At 40.1% G+C, this 18,956-nt stretch carries 19 protein-coding genes and 1 pseudogene; 15 read left to right on the top strand and 5 right to left on the bottom strand.

Features of this window, described 5'->3' with window-relative positions:
- Positions 1–6 precede the first annotated feature (6 nt).
- Together G6R08_RS05910 and glcD are read right to left on the bottom strand one after the other, a co-directional pair.
- The gene (locus tag G6R08_RS05910) at positions 7–1,347 is read right to left on the bottom strand and encodes a (Fe-S)-binding protein (protein ID WP_163527132.1); all 1,341 of its coding nucleotides are present in this window, start codon (positions 1,345–1,347) and stop codon (positions 7–9) included.
- The gene (gene glcD, locus G6R08_RS05905; RefSeq protein ID WP_163527131.1) at positions 1,344–2,756 is read right to left on the bottom strand and encodes a glycolate oxidase subunit GlcD; all 1,413 of its coding nucleotides are present in this window, start codon (positions 2,754–2,756) and stop codon (positions 1,344–1,346) included. Before glcD ends, G6R08_RS05910 begins: the two co-directional genes overlap by 4 nt.
- A gap of 223 nt (positions 2,757–2,979) precedes the next feature.
- Here glcD and G6R08_RS05900 point away from each other — a divergent pair, with 223 nt between their 5' ends.
- The 12 genes and pseudogenes from G6R08_RS05900 to G6R08_RS22265 all read left to right on the top strand — a co-directional run bounded on the left by G6R08_RS05900 (position 2,980) and on the right by G6R08_RS22265 (position 12,639).
- The gene (locus G6R08_RS05900; RefSeq protein WP_163527130.1) at positions 2,980–3,906 is read left to right on the top strand and encodes a bile acid:sodium symporter family protein; all 927 of its coding nucleotides are present in this window, start codon (positions 2,980–2,982) and stop codon (positions 3,904–3,906) included.
- Between the two features lie 133 nt (positions 3,907–4,039).
- Complete coding sequence (locus G6R08_RS05895; protein ID WP_163527129.1) at positions 4,040–4,831, top strand: IclR family transcriptional regulator; 792 nt, start codon at positions 4,040–4,042, stop codon at positions 4,829–4,831.
- A 23-nt stretch (positions 4,832–4,854) separates the two neighbouring features.
- Entirely contained in the window at positions 4,855–5,868 is a 1,014-nt protein-coding gene (locus G6R08_RS05890) for a DctP family TRAP transporter solute-binding subunit (RefSeq protein WP_205439396.1), read from the top strand.
- A gap of 71 nt (positions 5,869–5,939) precedes the next feature.
- On the top strand, positions 5,940–6,425 hold the full coding sequence (locus G6R08_RS05885; RefSeq protein WP_163527128.1) for a TRAP transporter small permease: 486 nt from the start codon (positions 5,940–5,942) through the stop codon (positions 6,423–6,425).
- Positions 6,422–7,765 (top strand): TRAP transporter large permease, encoded by a 1,344-nt coding sequence (locus G6R08_RS05880; protein WP_163527127.1) that lies wholly within the window; start codon positions 6,422–6,424, stop codon positions 7,763–7,765. The genes G6R08_RS05885 and G6R08_RS05880 overlap by 4 nt, the downstream gene beginning before the upstream one ends.
- Positions 7,766–7,789: 24 nt before the next feature.
- On the top strand, positions 7,790–8,548 hold the full coding sequence (locus tag G6R08_RS05875) for an SDR family NAD(P)-dependent oxidoreductase (protein WP_163527126.1): 759 nt from the start codon (positions 7,790–7,792) through the stop codon (positions 8,546–8,548).
- 22 nt (positions 8,549–8,570) lie between these two features.
- Positions 8,571–9,038 (top strand): PPC domain-containing DNA-binding protein, encoded by a 468-nt coding sequence (locus tag G6R08_RS05870; RefSeq protein WP_163527125.1) that lies wholly within the window; start codon positions 8,571–8,573, stop codon positions 9,036–9,038.
- A 15-nt stretch (positions 9,039–9,053) separates the two neighbouring features.
- Positions 9,054–10,535 (top strand): class I adenylate-forming enzyme family protein, encoded by a 1,482-nt coding sequence (locus G6R08_RS05865; protein WP_163527124.1) that lies wholly within the window; start codon positions 9,054–9,056, stop codon positions 10,533–10,535.
- Positions 10,536–10,540: 5 nt separating this feature from the next.
- On the top strand, positions 10,541–11,677 hold the full coding sequence (locus G6R08_RS05860) for a thiolase C-terminal domain-containing protein (protein WP_163527123.1): 1,137 nt from the start codon (positions 10,541–10,543) through the stop codon (positions 11,675–11,677).
- A 3-nt stretch (positions 11,678–11,680) separates the two neighbouring features.
- The gene (locus G6R08_RS22420; RefSeq protein ID WP_163527122.1) at positions 11,681–12,007 is read left to right on the top strand and encodes a Zn-ribbon domain-containing OB-fold protein; all 327 of its coding nucleotides are present in this window, start codon (positions 11,681–11,683) and stop codon (positions 12,005–12,007) included.
- 308 nt (positions 12,008–12,315) lie between these two features.
- Positions 12,316–12,486, top strand: a pseudogene (locus tag G6R08_RS22070) (helix-turn-helix domain-containing protein); the annotation flags it as partial.
- Positions 12,487–12,516: 30 nt separating this feature from the next.
- A complete protein-coding gene (locus G6R08_RS22265) occupies positions 12,517–12,639 on the top strand; it encodes a cupin domain-containing protein (RefSeq protein ID WP_275897927.1) in 123 nt (40 codons plus the stop codon).
- Between the two features lie 407 nt (positions 12,640–13,046).
- On the opposite strand, the gene G6R08_RS05845 is transcribed toward G6R08_RS22265, so the two are convergent.
- Genes G6R08_RS05845 through G6R08_RS05835 form a run of 3 tightly spaced genes read right to left on the bottom strand, consistent with a single transcriptional unit; the run spans position 13,047 to position 16,972 of the window.
- Entirely contained in the window at positions 13,047–15,644 is a 2,598-nt protein-coding gene (locus tag G6R08_RS05845) for a YfhO family protein (RefSeq protein WP_163527121.1), read from the bottom strand.
- A gap of 13 nt (positions 15,645–15,657) precedes the next feature.
- Positions 15,658–16,044, bottom strand: coding sequence for a GtrA family protein (locus G6R08_RS05840; RefSeq protein WP_163527120.1), 387 nt, complete (start codon positions 16,042–16,044; stop codon positions 15,658–15,660).
- The gene (locus tag G6R08_RS05835) at positions 15,980–16,972 is read right to left on the bottom strand and encodes a glycosyltransferase family 2 protein (protein WP_163531139.1); all 993 of its coding nucleotides are present in this window, start codon (positions 16,970–16,972) and stop codon (positions 15,980–15,982) included. Before G6R08_RS05835 ends, G6R08_RS05840 begins: the two co-directional genes overlap by 65 nt.
- A gap of 289 nt (positions 16,973–17,261) precedes the next feature.
- Between G6R08_RS05835 and G6R08_RS05830 the strand changes: the two genes are divergently transcribed.
- From G6R08_RS05830 to G6R08_RS05820, 3 genes are all read left to right on the top strand, one after another.
- On the top strand, positions 17,262–17,744 hold the full coding sequence (locus G6R08_RS05830; RefSeq protein WP_163527119.1) for a DUF2975 domain-containing protein: 483 nt from the start codon (positions 17,262–17,264) through the stop codon (positions 17,742–17,744).
- Positions 17,745–17,755: 11 nt separating this feature from the next.
- A complete protein-coding gene (locus G6R08_RS05825) occupies positions 17,756–17,980 on the top strand; it encodes a helix-turn-helix domain-containing protein (RefSeq protein WP_163527118.1) in 225 nt (74 codons plus the stop codon).
- Between the two features lie 116 nt (positions 17,981–18,096).
- Entirely contained in the window at positions 18,097–18,906 is an 810-nt protein-coding gene (locus G6R08_RS05820; protein WP_163527117.1) for a DUF817 domain-containing protein, read from the top strand.
- Positions 18,907–18,956 lie beyond the last annotated feature (50 nt).

The raw sequence follows: 18,956 nt of genomic DNA, 5'->3' as shown, positions 1-18,956 counted from the left end.
TGATTTTTATCCTGTTTGATCTCTTCTTGCGTGTTCATATGCTTCCAATAATAAGTCGACAATATGAACGGCTTGCACTCGTTCTGAAAGTCCTTCTCTTTCAATACCAAGCTTCATCTGCAGCAGACAGCCTGGGTTAGCGGTTACCACGGTTGTAGCTTGGGTTTCTTTTGTTTTTTCCATCTTATAATCTAAAATCTGCATGGACATTTCTGTTTCTACAAGATTATAAATACCAGCAGAGCCACAGCAACGCCCCGCGTCTTTCATTTCCACATAGGTAATGCCTTCAACGGATTCAAGCAGCTGTCTCGGTTCCATAAATGTTCTTTGTCCGTTCTTCAAATGACAAGAATCCTGATACGTAATAAGTCGTTGTTCCAATTTAAGGGGTTGTTTATGAAACTCTAATTCTATTAACACGCTGGTAATATCTTTAATTTTTAACGATAGTCTTTCTGCGCGTTCTCGCCATTCTTCTTCATCTTTGAGCAAATGTTTATAGTCTACTAAAAAAGCTCCACACCCGCCGGCATTCGTAATGATGTATTCGACCTCTGCTTTCTCAAAAGCTTCAATATTCTGTTTGGCCAATCTCTTCGCTTGATCTTTCTCACCACTATGTCCGTGTAGAGCACCGCAACAGCCTTGGTCTTGTGGAACTACGATTTCGCAACCGGCATACTGCAGTAGTTTTGCTGTAGCATTATTCGTTGGCAGAAAAAGTGTATCCATTAGACAACCAGAGAAGAAGGCTACTTTCTTTTTTTTCGTTTTTAAGGGTTTATAGTGTCTAGGTCGATTTTTCATCTCTTTTTTCTTAGGGACCTTAGGTAACACCTTCTCCATCGTTTGAAGGGAATCAGGGAGCACTTTCATAATGCCTGACTTTCTAGTGAACTTCTGGATCCCCGATCGTTGATAAAATCCAAGTAGACTGGTAACACCAACCATGCGGCTTTGATGAGGGAATAATTCTTTGAAAGCTATTCTGCGCAATGCCTTAACCTGGGGTGGAAGTGGCTGGTTTTGATAAATAATGTCACGAGCTTGCTCAAGTAAATGACCATAATTTACTCCAGAAGGACACACTGGCTCGCACGCCCTGCATCCAAGACACATATCAAGTGATCGTTTCACGTCTTCATCTGGCTCAATTACACCATCCACGACCCCTTTCATTAGAGCGATCCGTCCCCTAGGGGAATGAACCTCATCATAATTCGACTCAATGTAGGTTGGACAGCTGGGTAAACAAAAACCGCAACGCATGCAATTTAATAATTCATCGTAGTCCATTTTTTCCTGAAATTGTTGTTGAATCCTACTTTTCTCTTTCGCTTTCATCTGCTCACCACCACTCTTTTAGGAGTTTGCTTAGCAAAAATCTTACTAGGGTTCATAATGTTGTTTGGATCAAATACTTTTTTAAGGTTCCACATGGCATCCACTCCTGCTTCTCCTAGCTTCAGGTGTAAATACTTTGACTTCATTGCACCAACACCATGTTCTCCAGTGATCGTGCCGCCTAATTCTATTGCTTTTTTAAAAATATCATCAAAGGCTTTTTCAACTCGTTCAATTTCTTCTTCATTACGGATGTCTGTTAAACAGGTAGGGTGAAGATTTCCGTCTCCTGCGTGGCCAAACGTACATATATCTACTTTATATTTTTGAGCAATCTGATTAATAGCATCTACCATATTGGCTATTTCGGATCTGGGAACTGTTGCATCCTCCAGGATCGTAGTTGGTTTCAGGCGTGCAAGTGCTGATAAAGCTGCCCTCCTCGCTGTTCGTAATGCTTCAGCTTCCTGCTCGGATTTGGCTACATCGACTTGAATGGCACCGTTTTGTTTGCAAATGTCTGCTATTTTATCCATGTCTTTCTCAACGGAGTGAAAGTCTCCATCTTGTTCGATTAATAAAACCGCCTTTACATGGGTAGGGAGGCCTATTTTGGAAAAATCCTCAACCACCTTTAGAGTCGGCTGATCTAAAAACTCAAGGGTTGTCGGGATTATACGATTAGATATGATCTTTGAAACAGACTGCGCTGCAGCATGAATGTCTTCATAAAGAGCCAGAATCGTCTTTTTTGATTCTGGAAGCGGCAGTAATTTTAGAGTAGCTTCTGTAACAATGCCTAGCGTTCCCTCTGAGCCAACAAATAGTCTAGTTAAATCATAACCAGCTACATCTTTTGCTAATTTTCCTCCAGTTCGGATAATATCCCCATTTGGTAACACCATTTCCAGCCCCATTACATAATCCCTGGTGACACCATATTTCAGACCTCTTAGCCCGCCAGAGTTCTCGTTTATATTTCCACCAATTTGAGAAATCTTCATTGAACTTGGGTCGGGAGGATAGAACAATTTCTTTTCTTCCACAGTCGTGATTAATTCAAGAGTATTTACGCCCGGCTGTGTAGTTATAGTTAGGTTCTTTTCATCAATCTCCAAAATCTTGTTCATGTATTTAAATATCAAAACAATCCCTCCCTCAAGAGGGGTGGCACCAGCACTTAGATTTGTTCCTGAACCTCTAGGGATGATAGGAATTTGGTGTTTATTACAAATCTTCACGATTTCTGATACTTCCTCCGTATTATGTGGAGAGATGATGGCATCAGGAAGGGATTGGAATTGTGGAGTAGCATCAAAGGAATAAGATAACTTACTGGCGTTTGATGTTTCTACATTTTTTTCTCCGACAATTCCCTCCAGTTCTTTTTTTATCTCATCTGTAAGCATAGGGATTCTCCTTTTAAAGTGCTTAGGTTATCTTCAGTTTAGGGGAGCACAAAGTCAAAAGATATAGACGATCACACAAAATTCATAATACGGTTTACTGTCATTCCTGTATCTTTAAACAAAGTTTATTAAAGAAGGACTGTGGTAAGGTTGTATTAAATCAAATTAATCATTTTCGATTAGGTTGAACCAGGGCTTTAGAATTCTACAAGGAGTTGGAGAAGTGACTCGGCTTAATTCACACGTGTCCAAATTTTTACCGGGTTATATTACGATTGCTGCTATCATTTCTTTTGTGTTTCCTAGCCTTTTTTCTTACTTTTACACCAGTACTAGTGTATTACTTGGTTTTGTTTTATTTCTGACAGGGCTTTCTATGGCTTTTAAAGACTTATATGTACTTAGAAGGTCAGCGCTTGTTATGAGTACGGGGCTTGTTCTGAAATGGACATTAACTGTTTTGTTATCCGTTTTTTTAGCCAAACTATTCTTTTCAGACTATCCTAACCTCGTGGCCGGATTTATCCTCACAGGAAGTGTACCAAGTGGAACAGCTGCAACCATGTACACTTTTTTAGCTGGAGGAAATACCTCCCTTGTAGTAGCTATGGGGATCGTTGATGTCTTTATCAGCCCAGTAGTAACACCAGCTATTATGAATATATCAGCAAATAATACGGTTGCTGTATCTTTCTTTAAATTAGCTGAAAAAATGTTCTTTATTGTCATTCTTCCGATCTTTTCAGGTATGGTTATCCGTCATTTCACAAACCAATCTATCCATAAAATTAGACCTTACACTAAGTTCGTCTCTTCTGTGACTATAATATTAATCGTTTTAAGTGTGGTTGCTGGGGTAAGCCAACAAGTTGTGATACAGAACGACTTGTTAGTTTTAGTAGTGATTACAGCCTTTTTTCAGGTGTTCATTCCTATGATTGGAGGGTACAGAATTGCCCTTTGGTTAGGAAATAAGAAGGAGGACGCGATTGCTATTTTGTTTAAGGTAGGTCTGTGTAATTCTGCCCTTGCGGCAATTTTAGCTTTAGAATTTTTCGGAGAGACAGCCGCAGTTCCAGCTGTAATAAATATGATTTTTAATCTTTCTTTAGGGGCTTACTTTTCGAATCGCTTTGCCAAAGGTCTTTAAAGATCAATCGACAAAATCATACATTTTTAATTTTCAGAAATTATTGACTTTGCAGAAAAAACAGAATAGTATTGAGCTAACAAAAATAAAACTTTTGTTTCACACAATGAAACTAAAACTCGAGGAGGTGAGAATGGGATTGGATTATAATATTAAAAGTGTAGAAAGAGTATTTGAAATTGTTAAGACGTTATCAAGTAAACCCCAGGCACCTGCAGAATTAGCCACTAATCTAAACATGAACAAGAGTACGGTCCATCGTTTTATTTCCACCTTATTAGAATTAGGATACATTGAGAAATTGCCTGATCACTCCATCCGTCTATCACAGTCTTTCATTAATCTTGGAGTCAATGCCCAAAATCAATATGAAGTAGTTAATTTGTCAAAGCCATACTTACTAACTTTGGCCGAAGAATTTAAAGAAAGTGCCCTATTAGCTGTGTTTAATGGTAACGAAAGTGAATATGTCGATAAGGTTGAGAGTTCTCACACGGTTAGAATCGTTTTTGAACCTGGCCAAAAAGCACCTGCCTATGCAGTTGCTTCAGGGAAAGTGTTTTTGTCTTCACTCGAAGAGAAGGAGCTTAAGCAATATTTAGACAATTTGAAACTGGTTCCCCATACCCAAAACACGATTATTAATAGGGATGAGCTAGAGAAAGAAATAGCTCACGTTAAAAAGACTGGTTATGCAGTCGATCACGAGGAATTTGAAATTGGCTTACGTGGATTTGCGTGTCCCATTAAGGATCACAAGGGGAAAATAATCGCAGCCATTTGTATAGCAGGGATAGCCCCAAGGATAACTGATGAAAAAAGGATTCAGCATATTATCTCATCAATCCTTGTCACTGCAAAAGAAATATCAACTCGAATGGGTTATCAAAGTTTAGAACCAGAGAGTAGTTTTGTGCCAAAGTAAAAATACTTTAGGGAGGAATTTGAGTGAAGAAGATTTTGCTAGGCTTATTATTGACAGCGCTTACAGTAATTCTTGCTGCGTGTGGAGGAGGAGAAAAGGCGAGCGGTGACGCCAAAGGTAAGACGTATGAGCTGGACATGTCAGTAACTGTCGGAGAGGCTTCGACATGGTACAAAGCTGCTCAGAGATTTGCAGAGGATGTGAAAGAGAAATCTGACGGACGTATTACGATTTCAGTTTACCCAAATGAACAACTATCTGGTGGTGACTCAGGTACGGCCGTAGCACAAGTGTCTAATGGGACTCAAGATTTATCCTATAATTCAACCATTATTTACTCCATTATGGATCAACGTTTAGGGGTATTAAGTGCACCATTTCTATTCCCCGATCTTGACACCGCTTATTCATTACTAGATGGAAAAGGCGGAGAGATGATCAATGACATTATAAGAGAAAATGGAATTGAACCTCTTGGGTTTGCTCAGAACGGTTTTCGCCAGGTTACAAACAATGTTCACCCCATTAAAACTCCTGACGACTTAGAGGGTCTTAAGATTAGGGTTCCTGGGATCAATATGTACACAGATTTATGGCGGGAATTCGGTGCAGATCCAACAACCATGACTTTTTCAGAAGTATTTACCGCTCTGCAGCAAGGGACTATTGATGGTCAAGAAAACCCAGTTGACGTTATTCATTCTTCACAACTGAATGAAGTTCAGAAATATATGACCATCTGGGACTATTCCTTTGATCCACTGATTTTAGGAATGAATAAGGAATTGTTTGATTCAATGAGTGAAGAAGATCAAAAAATTCTAAAAGAATCAGCTGCGGATGCAAATGCATGGCAAATTGAGCAGGCCCAAAAGCTGGAAGCAGAGCAATTAAAAGAGTTAGAAGCGAGTGGAATGGAGATTTACGAGCTAAGTAAGGAAGAAAAAGAAGCATTCAAAAAGATAGCGCAACCGATCTATGACAAATATAAAGAGGTTTGGGGAGAGGAATTACTGAAAGCCTTCCAAACAGAATAAATCCAAACGGTCAGTAGTCAATCCAGGCTGCTGACCAACCTTATTAATGATGTATGAAGGGGGAGTTTGCAATGAGTAAAGGACTACTCTATGTCGAGTACACTATATTAGCGCTAAGTTTAGCGATTATGGCGATCATTACATTTGCAAATGTACTTTCCAGATTTATATTTAATTTTTCCTTTGCGTTTACTCAAGAAGTAACCGTGAATCTATTTGTAATCCTTACCTTTGTAGGTGCTTCTATAGGAATCTATAAAGGGGCACATCTCGGGTTTGATTTGATTTATGACAAGTTAAATAAAATGAGTAGGGCAATGGTAAGCATCGCTATAGGGGTATTAATTGTGTTCTTTTTTGGAGTGCTCGCTTACCACGGAATAGGGATTGTTATGTCACAAATGGACAGACAACAAATTACTCCTGCACTTGGTTGGCCACAATGGGTATTTACGCTAGGTTTGCCGATTGGATGTGTCTTGTGCATTATTAGAACAATCGAGTCCACGATGAATAGTTTACGCAGAAGTAAGGATGAGGATGTGAACAGCTTATGACAGAGTTAATCATGTTCGGTACATTTTTCCTTCTGATTCTGTTTAATATGCCCATCGCAATTTCTTTAGGTTTAGCTGGTTTACTTATACTGTTTCTTGACAGAGGGTTTGCAGCCTTAGAGTTAATTCCGAGTATTATGTATGCCAGTATATCATCCTTTGCCCTATTAGCTATCCCGTTTTTTATTCTGGCAGGGGTTATTATGGAATATGCAGGAATTTCTAAAAGATTAATCGATTTTGCAAATGTATGTGTAGCTCATCGTAAGAACGGAATTGCGATAGTGACTATAATGACCGCCTTGTTTTTTGCGGCTATCTCTGGGTCCGGTCCTGCTACAGTAGCTGCTATCGGAGGTATTTTAATTCCCGCCTTGGTGAAAAATGGGTATCCGAAACCTACAGCTGCAGCATTAATCGCAAGCTCAGGTTCAATAGGAATTATTATACCGCCAAGTATCGCGTTCATCGTATATGCTGTTATCGCAAGTGATATAGCGCCCATAACGATTAGCAGGATGTTTATTGCGGGCATTATTCCTGGTCTGTTACTAGGGGGGGCACTATTAGCTACAAGCTACATAGTCATCAGAAAGAAACAAGCAGGATATTCCCAAGTAGCTGCAGGGCTCGAACATTCTGAAGGGGGAATGATTAAACCGGAGAAACCTTCCTTTAAAAAAGTAGTTAAAGCATCTTCTCAAGCCATATGGGGTCTCTTAATTCCTGTAATCATTCTTGGAGGGATTTATGGAGGAATCTTCACACCGACAGAAGCTGCAGTAGTTGCCGTGTTTTATGCATTGTTTGTTGGATTGGTCATCTATAGAGAACTAAAGCTAAAGGATTTACCGAAAATTCTAATTGATGCGGGAGTTCAAACAGCAGTTATTATGATTATTGTAGGGACTGCCTCATTTCTTTCCTATATTGTTACCACTGAACGTATGGCTGAAAGCATATCCAACGCTCTTCTAGGAATAACGGACAACACGATTATTATTCTGTTATTGATTACACTTATTTTACTGATTGTTGGAGCATTTATAGATGCGATCTCTGCGCTCTATTTATTTGTTCCCATCTTATTGCCCATTGCAATGGAAATTGGCATGAACCCGACAACGTTTGGCGTGATTATTACAGTTAACTTGGCTATCGGGCTATTTACTCCTCCGGTTGGTCTCAACTTGTTCGTAGCTGGCGGAATATCGAACTTGTCCCTAAAACAAGTCACTAGTGGAATTGTCCCTTTTCTCATTGCCTCGATTGCCGTTCTCTTGTTACTTACATTTATTCCAGCGTTATCTAATTGGTTGCCAAATTTACTCGGTATGTAAAAAGAATTTCTAGGAGGATGGATTATGACTATTAATCTTGAAAAGAAAGTATCGATTGTAACTGGTGGAGCAAGAGGGATAGGTGCTGCTTCTGCAATTGCGTTGGCTAAAGAGGGTTCTCATATAGTCCTAGTAGATCTATTAGATTGTGAGGAAACGATTCAACGTATAAAGGATGTTAATCTAACAGTGGAGGCTATATCTTACGCGATCGACATTAAAGAGAGGGAGCAAGTTGAAAAGGTTGTCAATGAAACCGTACAACACTTTGGACATATTGATGTTGTTGTTAACAATGCCGGCACATGCTCACGGTTAGATTTAGAAAATATGACGGATGAAATGTGGTTCAGAGACATCAATACGAACCTTAGGGGAACCTTTCTTTTTTCTCAAGCGGCTATTTACCCACATATGAAAAAACAGAATTCAGGAAAGATCATCAATATTAGTTCCATTTCCGGTATCATGGGGGGGCCTTTTTCAAAGGGAGACGGAGAAAACGGTCGTTCTGGTCCTGCGTATGCCGCTTCGAAAGGTGGAGTCATTGCCATGACGAAATGGATTGCAAAAGAGGTGGGAGGCTTAGGAATAAATTGTAACAGCATTGCACCGGGCCCTGTAGAAACCGACATTACTAAGGGTATGAACTACGAATTAAATCAGGCGATTAAGAGAATGGGTACTCCAGAAGATATTGCAGAAGCTGTAGTTTATTTGGCTCGTGCTGATTATGTGACAGGTGAAGTCTTGAAGGTTTGCGGAGGTTCAGCTATTGGGTGATTTAAAGGGAGGTGTAAATAGCATGAAGAGGCAAAGTCATTCACTTCGACTAGATGACAATGTTAGTATCTTTGGATCGCTTTCTGAAGGTGTTGACCTCATGGACGGGATCCTGGCAGAATGCGAAAAACATCATATTCGTTCAGGATTAGTTACTTGTATTGGGTCATTGAAAGAAGTAGGCTATGTGCTTTTTAAAACTGTGGATGGTTTACCTTCAGGTTACGGCAACGAAATTGGAATTAATCAGCCAGTTGAATTAGTTAATGGCACTGGTTTTATTTGTGAGGATGAAAACCATGAAATGGATCTCCACCTTCATGGTCTCGTAACAGAAGAAAATGGGAAAGTAAGTGCAGGACATTTTGTACGTGGAAAAAACCCCACATTGATTACAGTTGAATTTACGATTATTCAATCAGAAGAGTTGAAAGCTTCTCGAACATTTGATAAGGATCTTGGATTTAAAGTCATTAACTTTTCGAGATAAAAAGGAGGAGAATGTGTGGAAACACTGGGAGCTCTAGCGAAAAAGACTCTAATTCAGCACAAGGATAAACCAGCTGTTAAAGATTCGAAAGGAACCATTACTTACAATCAGTTGCGAAAAAACGCTTGTCGATTAGCGCATGCTTTATTAGGAGATGGCTTAACAAAAGGTGATCGTGTTGCCATATTAATGTCAAACAGGCGGGAGCATATCGAATTTGACATTGCTATTGCGATGACAGGATTAATTAAGGTCCCTGTTAATTACCGCCTTCACCCAAAAGAACTTGAGTATATAGTAGATAACTCGCAAGCCTCCATATTATTTGGTGAGGCGGACTTAATAGAATCTGTTCAACTCCCCATTAAGAAGATAGACGTTGATACAGAGTATGAGTTTTATATTAGTAATGGCAAGGAAGAATTCCCTGATGTTCAGGTCAATGAAGACGATTTATTTGCTCTTATGTACACATCAGGTACGACTGGCCATCCAAAGGGCGGGATGCTCTCTCATCGTAATATGTTATCTTGTGCCCTATCCCTCAACATGACATGTGAAATTACACATGAAGACACGATCGGGCATGTCGCTCCTCTAACCCACGGTAGCAATTTTCTTTCCCAATGCGCCCTATTTTTTGGCTTGAAGCAGGTTATTTTCAATAAATTTGACCCTAAAGATTTTATTGATGACTTAGAAAAAGAAGAGATATCCGTTATATTCCTCGTCCCTACCCTAGTCAACCTTATGATTCACGAAGACAATTTTGATCCACATAAGTTAAGATACATCAAATCTATAAACATGGCAGGATCGCCAATAGCTGTTGAAAAGTTAAACAAAGCTCTAAATTTAGTAGGACCGAAATTTGCTGAAACATACGGTCTAGTCGAAGCGCCTATGACGATTACAATGATGCCCAAGCAGGAGCTTAAGAACTACCCTGATTCATGTGGTGCTACTGGCCCATTTGTAGAGATGAGGATCGTAGACGAAAATGGTGTGGAAGTTAAGGATGGGCAGGTCGGAGAAGTCACCTGCAAGGGGTCACTTGTGATGCAAGGCTACTGGAATAATGAGGAGGCAACAAAAGAATCCACCAAGGATGGTTGGTTCTATACAGGGGATTTAGGGTGGAAGGATGATTTGGGTTATTTACGATTAATCGATAGAGCCAAAGATATGATTATCACCGGGGGGCTTAATGTGTACCCTCGGGAAGTGGAAGAGGTATTAAATCAACATCCAGCAGTGAAAGAAACTTGTGTCTTTGGTGTGGCAGATGACAAATGGGGAGAGGCGATCTGTGCCCATGTTGTTTTAAGTACTCCTTCTGAGAAAGTAAGTGAAGAAGAACTTATTACATTATGTAAGGATAACCTGGCAAGTTTCAAGAAACCACGATTTGTTCACATTGTAGATACTCTTCCGAAAAATAGTTATGGAAAAATTATGAGGAAAACGTTGAGGGAAAACTATCAACTACAGGGGTGAGGAATATGACTGCAGTATCTATTACTGGAAGAGGGATAACGACCTTCGGTAAAAAAAGTGAATCCATTAAATCAATGATGTTAAGTGCTTGCAGGGAGGCTCTCATTGAAGCAGGCAGGCCAAAAGTAGATGCTGTGTTTGTTGGTAATTTTGCGGGAGGCCCTCTGGGAAATCAGGAGATTTTGGGATCCGTCTTAACCAACGAACTAGGGTTGGGAAAAGCACCGTCAGTTAAAGTTGAAGGAGCTTGTGCATCAGGCGGAATTGCCTTTAGGCAGGCCTATCAGTTAGTTAAAGCAGGAGAATATGATACGGTTTTAGTTGCTGGTGGAGAAAAAATGACAGGGCTTGATACAGAGACCGTAACCAACGCCATAAATCTTGCCATGGATAACGATTCTAATGAAGGTGCATCAGGTCTTACGTTTCCAGGATTTTTCGGTGTATTGGCTAACCGGTATATGTATGAATTTGGAGCCAGTAAGAAACACCTTGCGATGGTTGCATTAAAAAATAGGGAATACGCTGTTTCTAACCCAATCGCTCAGTTCAAGAAAGAAACGAGTATTGAGGAAATTATGAATGCACGGCCGATTACAGATCCACTTGGACTTTTCGATTGCTCTCCCATTACTGATGGAGCTGCTGCAGTTGTTATTCAAAAGGGTACAAATGGTGTGGAAATTTTATCTTCCGGTCAAGCATCAGGCCCGCCCCTTATGCAAGAAGTAGAAGATTTAATGCATATGAGTGCAACCTATGAATCTGCTAAAAAAGCCTATGAAACGGCTGGGTTAGAGCCCAAGGATATCGATGTGGTTGAGCTCCATGATTGTTTCTCTATGACAGAAATTGTAGCCATCGAAGAATTGGGTTTCTTTGAGAAAGGTGAAGGGTGGCAAGCTGTTGCACAGGGACTAACCAAACATGGAGGAACCGTCCCTGTGAATACGAGCGGGGGATTGCTCTCAAAGGGACACCCTATAGGAGCTACAGGAATAGCACAAATCATTCAGATTATAGACCAACTAAATGATAAGGCATGTAATCAAGTGGAAAATGCGCGTATAGGTTTGGCGCAAAATCTGGGCGGTACTGGTGCCTATTCAACGGTTCACATTTTTCGAAAGAAAGGGGCATAAGGGATGGGATTTACGGCGAAGTATTGCATCAACTGTGATCAAATCTTAAGCATCGATAAATATTATTGTCCTGTGTGTTTTTTAGATAGATTAGAGGAGAAACGTCTAAGTGGTAGAGGAGAGATTTACTCATTTACTAAAATTTATGCTGCTCCGAAACCGTTGGCGGATCAAGCTCCCTATTATGTTGTCCTTGTCGATTTAGAGGAAGGCCTAAGAGTTACTGCTAGATATAATGGAGATCACACGGAAATAGGTGAAAAGGTAGAGTTAGAGTCAATTGACTGCAGAACCTATTATTTCAGACCAATAAGGGCAAGGGTTAATTGAAAGTAGTCAGAGTTTCTAGCCAGGAAATAGAATAATTCACCAAATGTAGTAAAAAAAGAATGCTAGAATTAAAAAGATGCCATGGCTTGAGTTCGAGCCGTGGCATCTTTTTTAGTCAATGGGGGTTTTAGAAATTATTTAATATTTCAGAATTAAATATCGTGAATAAAATTAAATTATGGTAATATTTAAATTAGTTTACTCATACTGGAATAAATGCAGTTGTAGCGGAAAGAGTTTTATGTCTAATGGATGAGATTTATAAAAAAATAAAGTAACTAAGAATATCAAACTGACTCACACTTAAAGAGTTGAGTGTGAAAACAGACTTATCTGTTAGTTTTTTATCACAAATTGAGCGTGGCAGCTCTTCTCTAGCCATTACTTCTTTAAAAAAACTGGCGGATGCCTTTAGTGTTCCAATGACTTATTTTTTTGAAGAACCGCAGAATCATAATTATGATGTGAAAGCAGCTTAACAAAAGCCATTTAAAATTGAGGGATCTGAGATGGTTCATGTTCGTCTTGCTGAAGAACTTCCCGATCGTAAGATAAAACCAATTAAGGTTGTCCTAGCCACAAATCAAAAAGATGAGCAACAGACTTTTAGTCATCCCGGCGAAGAGTTCTAATACGTTTTAAAAGGAATGGCTATCATTCGAATTCAAAAAGCAGCGACTACTGTTATCTATCAGGGTCAATTCGTTTATACCGATGTTTATGGAAATTTGATCATCCATACGGGGTAGAATAATGGTTGGAATTGGATGACTACTATTTCACTAGTTCTGGTACCTTCGTACAGTACGTCTCCTCCTTTGGCATCCCAGCTATCCACCCTTTAATCATAGCAGCAGGTATATATTTTTTGTTTTAATGAAAATAAAATCTAATTTAGCTCCTGATCGGTTTACGACAGTAGGAGCCTTAGAAGGAGTGCATACACAGGAAGACAAAATAATTTCGCAGAGTAGGTAGGAAATAGAATTTGAAGGTACTTCCTAATTTAGGAAGTACCTTTTTACATAATTTATTGTAATTATCTGGAGAAATCTCTCTTAAACTTTTTTCGTCTTACACAGAGAACGGCCATCATGATACTTACAATAGATATAACTAAACAAATTTTAAAAAACGGTGGATAGTACACGAGCTCAATATGATTGATGCCTTCTTTGATCGGAAAGCCGACAAAGGCATAATTCACTTTTTTAAGTGGTTGTTTTTCATTGTTGATTTCGACTTCCCACCCTCGTTCATAAGGGATGGGCAGCATCATGTAGCGGTCATGACCTTGATTGTTATAGGTGATCGTTAGTTTGTTATTTATCCATTTGAATTCCGCAGACGTTGAGGCTTGTTCTTTCGCCGTCTTCAATGTTTGGTAATTTTCTTCGTATAAGGCAAGATCCGTTAGAATGTACTCGCCTTCGGGCACGCGGATGGGAATTTTCTCGGATGCGGCTACTCGAATCGTAAGGTCATCCACGTATGTTTTGTAGATCGATTGGTTGTGTTTGCGAGTTGTCCTGTAATCGTTGACTTTTACGGCAAAGCCCTCACTTTTGGCTAAACTTTCAAGGTGAAAGCTGACGTAGTAGTCCTCTGTATCTGCTTTGGGCTGCTGGACAATAAGGTCGAGACCGCCTTCTTTCTTGGTGACTGTGAGCTTGTTATTTTCAAACGAGGCGCCAACGGGTTCCACTGTCACCTGGTCAATGATATTGGGCACTTCGTGAGTGTCACCATTAGTTTGTTGCGCAGGATCGTCCACAATAACGCCTTCTAACATAGCATGCTCTCTTTCTAGAATGACTGCGTCTTCCATATCCTTTTCGGAAAAAACTTCATCGGTCGTGCGGACAAATGGCAGAAGATTTGTGTTCTCAAAAGCGACATAGTGTTCTGACTCGATTATTTTTTTAAAGCCGTATGGAATGTCATCGGCGTTGTCCTTTTCTCTCATCATATATTTACCTTGTAGTAAACTGTATAAGTTTGCTCGGTTTCCAAGCGTGGAAAAACGGCTGACGCTTTCTCGGCCCATGTCGATGTTTAAATCGTACAAATATAAGTAGAGCAGGTTCTGATTGAGAATGCTTGAATAGGCACTGATTCCATTAAAATCCTGGACAATTGGAGTATTATTTAAGTAACCAATTGTCCAATCGATTCGGTAAAAGGGACTGGAACCTCGTTCTTTCATTTTTTGTAACAATTCTCGCTGTTCTTCGCCGTTGTAATCCTTACTGGTTAAATAACTTTTGGATACTTTCTTAACGCTATGTTCTGAAATGGCATATTGGGTCACGTTTGCCAGTCCGATATTGGTTAACAGCACAAAAGTACACAATAGAAGCTGCCAATGTTTTCGTCGATTCCAAATAAGTATAGCGGCCATGGAGAGGGTAATCAGCATGATGGAAACCATTCCGATGCCCCTGGCTGAAAGAAATTCTATCGATGGGTCGGCCAGACAGGCGATCAGATAAGTGAGTACTACTAAGGCAGCTGCTCTAAGGATCGTCGTTTTCCCGGCTTGACTTAAAAAATGTAATCCTGCAGCTACCGCACCTCCCATCGTAAAGGACAACAAGTATTCCCAGCGGTATTGAGGTGCTGAGAATCCATTAAAGGCACTTGCTACATACGGACTGAAGTGGAGCAGAATAAACATGGCACTGATCAAAGCAAATAGACGGAAAATCGGAATTTTATATAGGGAAAAGGTGAACAGAACCAGCAAGAAAATTGCAGAGACCATGACATATGGACTTGAATAGATAATATTGTACGGGAAGTCAATCGCTTCAATAGGGAGCGGATAAGCAGGCCGGTAATTGTGAAGGTAACCGTACACTGCCGGAATAAAGGCGACTGAACTGATCCCGAAGCCCAGCAGTCCGCTAATGATATATAGCTTGCATTGCTTTCCTCTAGGCGTTTCATCGTTTTCTAAATGAATCATCATGCGAAACACAACATAAATCGCAACGAAAATCAGATTCACATAAGCGAAGTAAAAATTGTTAAAAAGCGTGATCGCGATAGCCGCGATCAACCATCCACATCGGGCTTCCCGGATTACTTTTTCCACACCGAATACTAGCAGCGGAACCCAGAGCATAGCATCAGCAAAGAACTCCCAGTAGATGACATGACGGAAGTAGATAACAGATAAACCGTAGATGCTGGCCCCGACAAAGGCAGGCAACCATTGAATTTTCATGTAGCGAAACATGAGGGTTGTCACCGCAATAATCAATGTCATCCGGCAAATGCTAATAAAGACAGCGGCCTGTGCCCAAAAGAGCGTATCGGGGGTTCCGACTATGTTTAGTGATTCCAATATGAAAACAATTCCTGTTGTTATGATGAAGACAAAAGCTGTTGCGAAGTAAAAGGCCAGTTGGCTATATGTACCGCCTCCTAAACCGAATTGATAGGAGTAAAAGAAATTCCCGCTAGTATATTGTTCATAGAGGAGTTTTTTAAAGGTCATCATTTGCTGCAAACCGTCATTTGGCCCTACCATATATTGCTCCTGTGTCCATTCTTTTAAAAAGAATAGATGGGCAAGGATGGCGAGAACCAGGCTTGAGATGAACAGGATGGTCAGATTTCGTTTGGTTATCATGATCAAATCTCCGTTACTTTTTTAAAATTTTGCCCGTTATGATGAAGGTTAGGGGTACCGTGATAAAAACAGACAGAATGGGAGCGATCGTACTATCAATCAGAAAGTATTCCACGAATAAATAGACGAGCACAGAGGAAACCGCGATATTAAACAACTGGGACAGCGGGAATTGCAGGAACTTAGCCAGGGTCGGTTTCACCTTGAACGTAAAGTATGAATTTAAGAAGAAAGAGATCACGAAACTTAATGCAAAGCCTGCAAGATGTGCCATCATATAACTAATATTCAATAGTTCGTGGAAACATAAATAGCACAGATAATAATTAGCAGTGTTAATGATCCCCACTACGATAAATCTGATAAATTCCTGACTGATTCCCTTCATCATGTTCTCCATTTGATAAATTAGTCTCCTCGATTAAATAATGAGGCCGTTTCTTCGTCTCATAATAAATCCTCCCAATGTACTCCCCAATGACCCCAAGACTGAACAGCTGCACGCCTCCAAAGAACAGAAATACTGAGATCATAGGTAAGAATCCTTGAACATCAACTCCGTCCCTGATTAAAATGATCGCTGTTGTCACGATACAAAGCAGTGATAAGAGTAATAGGAAGGCTCCAATGTAAAAACATATTCGGAGCGGACGGTTGTTAAATGAAAGGACACCGTCCATGCCATAGTTCAGCAATTTTGAGAACGACCACTTTGTTTTCCCTTTTTGACGAGTGACATTGTCGTAATCAATAATTTTCTGGCTTAACCCGATCCAGGAAAACAATCCCTTTGAGAAACGATTTCCTTCGTTTAACAACAAGAGGGCGTCAACGGCTTGCCGGCTCAACAGCCTGAAATCTCCGACCCCATCTTTTACGTCTACCTCAACAATCTTATTCACAAGGCAGTAGTAAAGAGAGGAAAGACAGGAACGCAGCAGGCCGTCTCCTTTGCGGTTACGTTGGGCGATCACTTGATGGTAACCTTCCTCGTATCCCTCGATAAAAGGTTTAATTAAGGAGCATGGATGCTGTAGATCTGCGTCCATGAGAATCACGGCATCTCCTTTTACATGATGAAAACCTGCCAGTAGTGCGACTTCTTTTCCGAAGTTTCTTGTGAATGAAATATACTTGACCTTTGGATTCGTTAATACCAGTTTTTTAATTCGCTGCAAGGTATCATCCGTGCTGCCATCATTAATAAAACAGATTTCATAATCGTAAGCGATGTCCTCGAATTCTTTATCTATGGCTTTGTAAATGAGTTCAATATTCCCTGATTCGTTATAAGAGGGAATGATGATTGAAATGAGACCAGGGTTCATGATTACACCTACTTTTAATGTATCGTTCACGACGAATCTTAACGGTTATGGATAGTTTGCTCACGAATAATATTTTTATAAGCAAACAGAAAAATGCCTGAAACGAAAGTTGTTCTGTCAGCTTGTATTCTTTTAGTATCGAGCATTTCGATGTAATGTGGAATGCTTTTTTTCTTGTCTGAAATCCTATTTAAGAATAAATATATAATCTTAATCATTAATTATTTATTGATAATCGATAAATAGCGTGTTAAAATCAATTTTACAATCAATTAGTGAGGTGCTTTTTATGAAACGAGGGTCAACACTCTTTTTAAAGACAGCTGTTATTCTTATTGGAATTCCAATTCTTGCGTTGTGCATATTTTTCGTGCCTGGGATAGCGAATTATGCAGCAGAATTGTATCCAGATATGCCTTATATAAACGAACTTGTTTTAATTGACGTGTATGCAGCGGTGATTCCTTTTTATTTTGCTCTGTATCAAGCTTTTAAACTTTTAAGCTATATTGACAAGCACGAAGCTTTCTCGGAATTATCGGTAAAAGCTTTAAAGAATATAAAATTCTGTGCCATTACAATCAGCACGTTGTATGTGGCAGGCATGCCGCTCTTTTATCTTATTGCAGAGAGGGATGATGCTCCAGGTCTCATCGTACTCGGCATGATCATTATTTTTGCTTCGCTGGTGATTGCAGTCTTTGCTGCTCTTCTTCAGAAGCTATTAGAAAATGCCATCGACATAAAATCAGAAAATGACTTAACAGTCTGAGGTGAAAACAAATGGCGATTATCATTAATATTGATGTGATGTTGGCTAAAAGAAAAATGAGTGTAACAGAACTTTCGGAGAGGGTTGGAATAACCATGGCTAACCTTTCTGTATTGAAAAATGGAAAAGCAAAAGCAATTCGATTTTCGACGTTGGAAGCGATTTGTAAGGCTTTGGAATGTCAACCTGGAGATATTTTAGAATACCGAAATGATGAAGAGACCCATGGGGAATAAACATTGTGAAGAAAAAGAAAGTTGTTCGGCGGTGAACCTATGTACCTGAATTTATTTGGCTCCTACCCTAAGCAGGATATACAAATGGATAGAAAAGATCTACGGAGGCGTATATCATGAGAGCATTAAAACAACTTGTTCGCTTTGGCTGGGAGCAGGCTCTGTCATGTTTGTTTCCCGTCGTTATTTTTGCTTCTTTAGCTGCTACAGAAATCATGTCGCTCCCCTTGCTGCCACGGTATGACTGGCTGCTCATCATCTGCCTGCTGATGCAGTGGTGGATGGTGCGTTCTGGTCTAGAAACTCGGGATGAATTGAAGGTGATTACAGTCTTCCACCTTATTGGACTCGCGCTTGAACTTTTCAAAGTACATATGGGCTCCTGGTCTTATCCAGAGGAGGCCTATTCCAAGATTTTTGGAGTGCCTTTGTATAGCGGATTTATGTATGCAAGTGTGGCGAGTTATCTTTGCCAGGCGTGGAGAAGGTTAAATGTTGAACTGGTTAAATGGCCGCCGACTTTGGTCGTTGTACCTCTTGCAGCTGCGATTTACTTAAATTTTTTCACCCACCATTATTGGATGGACGTCCGCTTTTGGCTATCTGGACTTGTAATGATCGTTTTTTGGCAATCATGGGTCACATACGAGGTAGGGGGAACGCGTTACCGTATGCCGCTTGCTCTGTCTTTTGTGCTGATTGGATTTTTTATATGGATTGCCGAAAATATCGCCACGTACTTCGGAGCTTGGGAATATCCATACCAGACTGAGGCGTGGAGTCTCGTTCATCTGGGAAAAGTAAGCTCATGGCTGTTATTGGTGATTGTCAGTTTTCTTATCGTAGCATCGTTAAAGCAGGTTAAAGGCAAAGTTCCACAAAAAGATCCCACAGCAAAGCGAAGTGTTTTGACGGAGCGATGCTAAGAAGTGCTTTCTTGGCACACAAATAACCCGAACTAATCGTTCGGATTATT

The organism is Halobacillus ihumii (assembly GCF_902726645.1).
GTDB classification, from domain to species: domain Bacteria; phylum Bacillota; class Bacilli; order Bacillales; family Halobacillaceae; genus Halobacillus_A; species Halobacillus_A ihumii.
Note: the sequence above shows the minus strand (reverse complement) of the source record. Positions and strands in the feature narration are given on the sequence as shown.

Excerpts from the sequence above, each read along its gene's own strand:
- G6R08_RS05875 (WP_163527126.1), top strand. The coding sequence starts at position 7,790 with ATGACTATTAATCTTGAAAAGAAAGTATCGATTGTAACTGGTGGAGCA.
- G6R08_RS22420 (WP_163527122.1), top strand. The coding sequence starts at position 11,681 with ATGGGATTTACGGCGAAGTATTGCATCAACTGTGATCAAATCTTAAGC.
- G6R08_RS05845 (WP_163527121.1), bottom strand. The coding sequence starts at position 15,644 with ATGATAACCAAACGAAATCTGACCATCCTGTTCATCTCAAGCCTGGTT.
- G6R08_RS05840 (WP_163527120.1), bottom strand. The coding sequence starts at position 16,044 with ATGGAGAACATGATGAAGGGAATCAGTCAGGAATTTATCAGATTTATC.
- G6R08_RS05820 (WP_163527117.1), top strand. The coding sequence starts at position 18,097 with ATGAGAGCATTAAAACAACTTGTTCGCTTTGGCTGGGAGCAGGCTCTG.
- G6R08_RS05870 (WP_163527125.1), top strand. The coding sequence starts at position 8,571 with ATGAAGAGGCAAAGTCATTCACTTCGACTAGATGACAATGTTAGTATC.
- G6R08_RS05910 (WP_163527132.1), bottom strand. The coding sequence starts at position 1,347 with ATGAAAGCGAAAGAGAAAAGTAGGATTCAACAACAATTTCAGGAAAAA.
- glcD (WP_163527131.1), bottom strand. The coding sequence starts at position 2,756 with ATGCTTACAGATGAGATAAAAAAAGAACTGGAGGGAATTGTCGGAGAA.
- G6R08_RS22265 (WP_275897927.1), top strand. The coding sequence starts at position 12,517 with ATGGTTCATGTTCGTCTTGCTGAAGAACTTCCCGATCGTAAGATAAAA.
- G6R08_RS05825 (WP_163527118.1), top strand. The coding sequence starts at position 17,756 with ATGGCGATTATCATTAATATTGATGTGATGTTGGCTAAAAGAAAAATG.
- G6R08_RS05885 (WP_163527128.1), top strand. The coding sequence starts at position 5,940 with ATGAGTAAAGGACTACTCTATGTCGAGTACACTATATTAGCGCTAAGT.
- G6R08_RS05835 (WP_163531139.1), bottom strand. The coding sequence starts at position 16,972 with ATGAACCCTGGTCTCATTTCAATCATCATTCCCTCTTATAACGAATCA.
- G6R08_RS05830 (WP_163527119.1), top strand. The coding sequence starts at position 17,262 with ATGAAACGAGGGTCAACACTCTTTTTAAAGACAGCTGTTATTCTTATT.
- G6R08_RS05895 (WP_163527129.1), top strand. The coding sequence starts at position 4,040 with ATGGGATTGGATTATAATATTAAAAGTGTAGAAAGAGTATTTGAAATT.
- G6R08_RS05860 (WP_163527123.1), top strand. The coding sequence starts at position 10,541 with ATGACTGCAGTATCTATTACTGGAAGAGGGATAACGACCTTCGGTAAA.
- G6R08_RS05880 (WP_163527127.1), top strand. The coding sequence starts at position 6,422 with ATGACAGAGTTAATCATGTTCGGTACATTTTTCCTTCTGATTCTGTTT.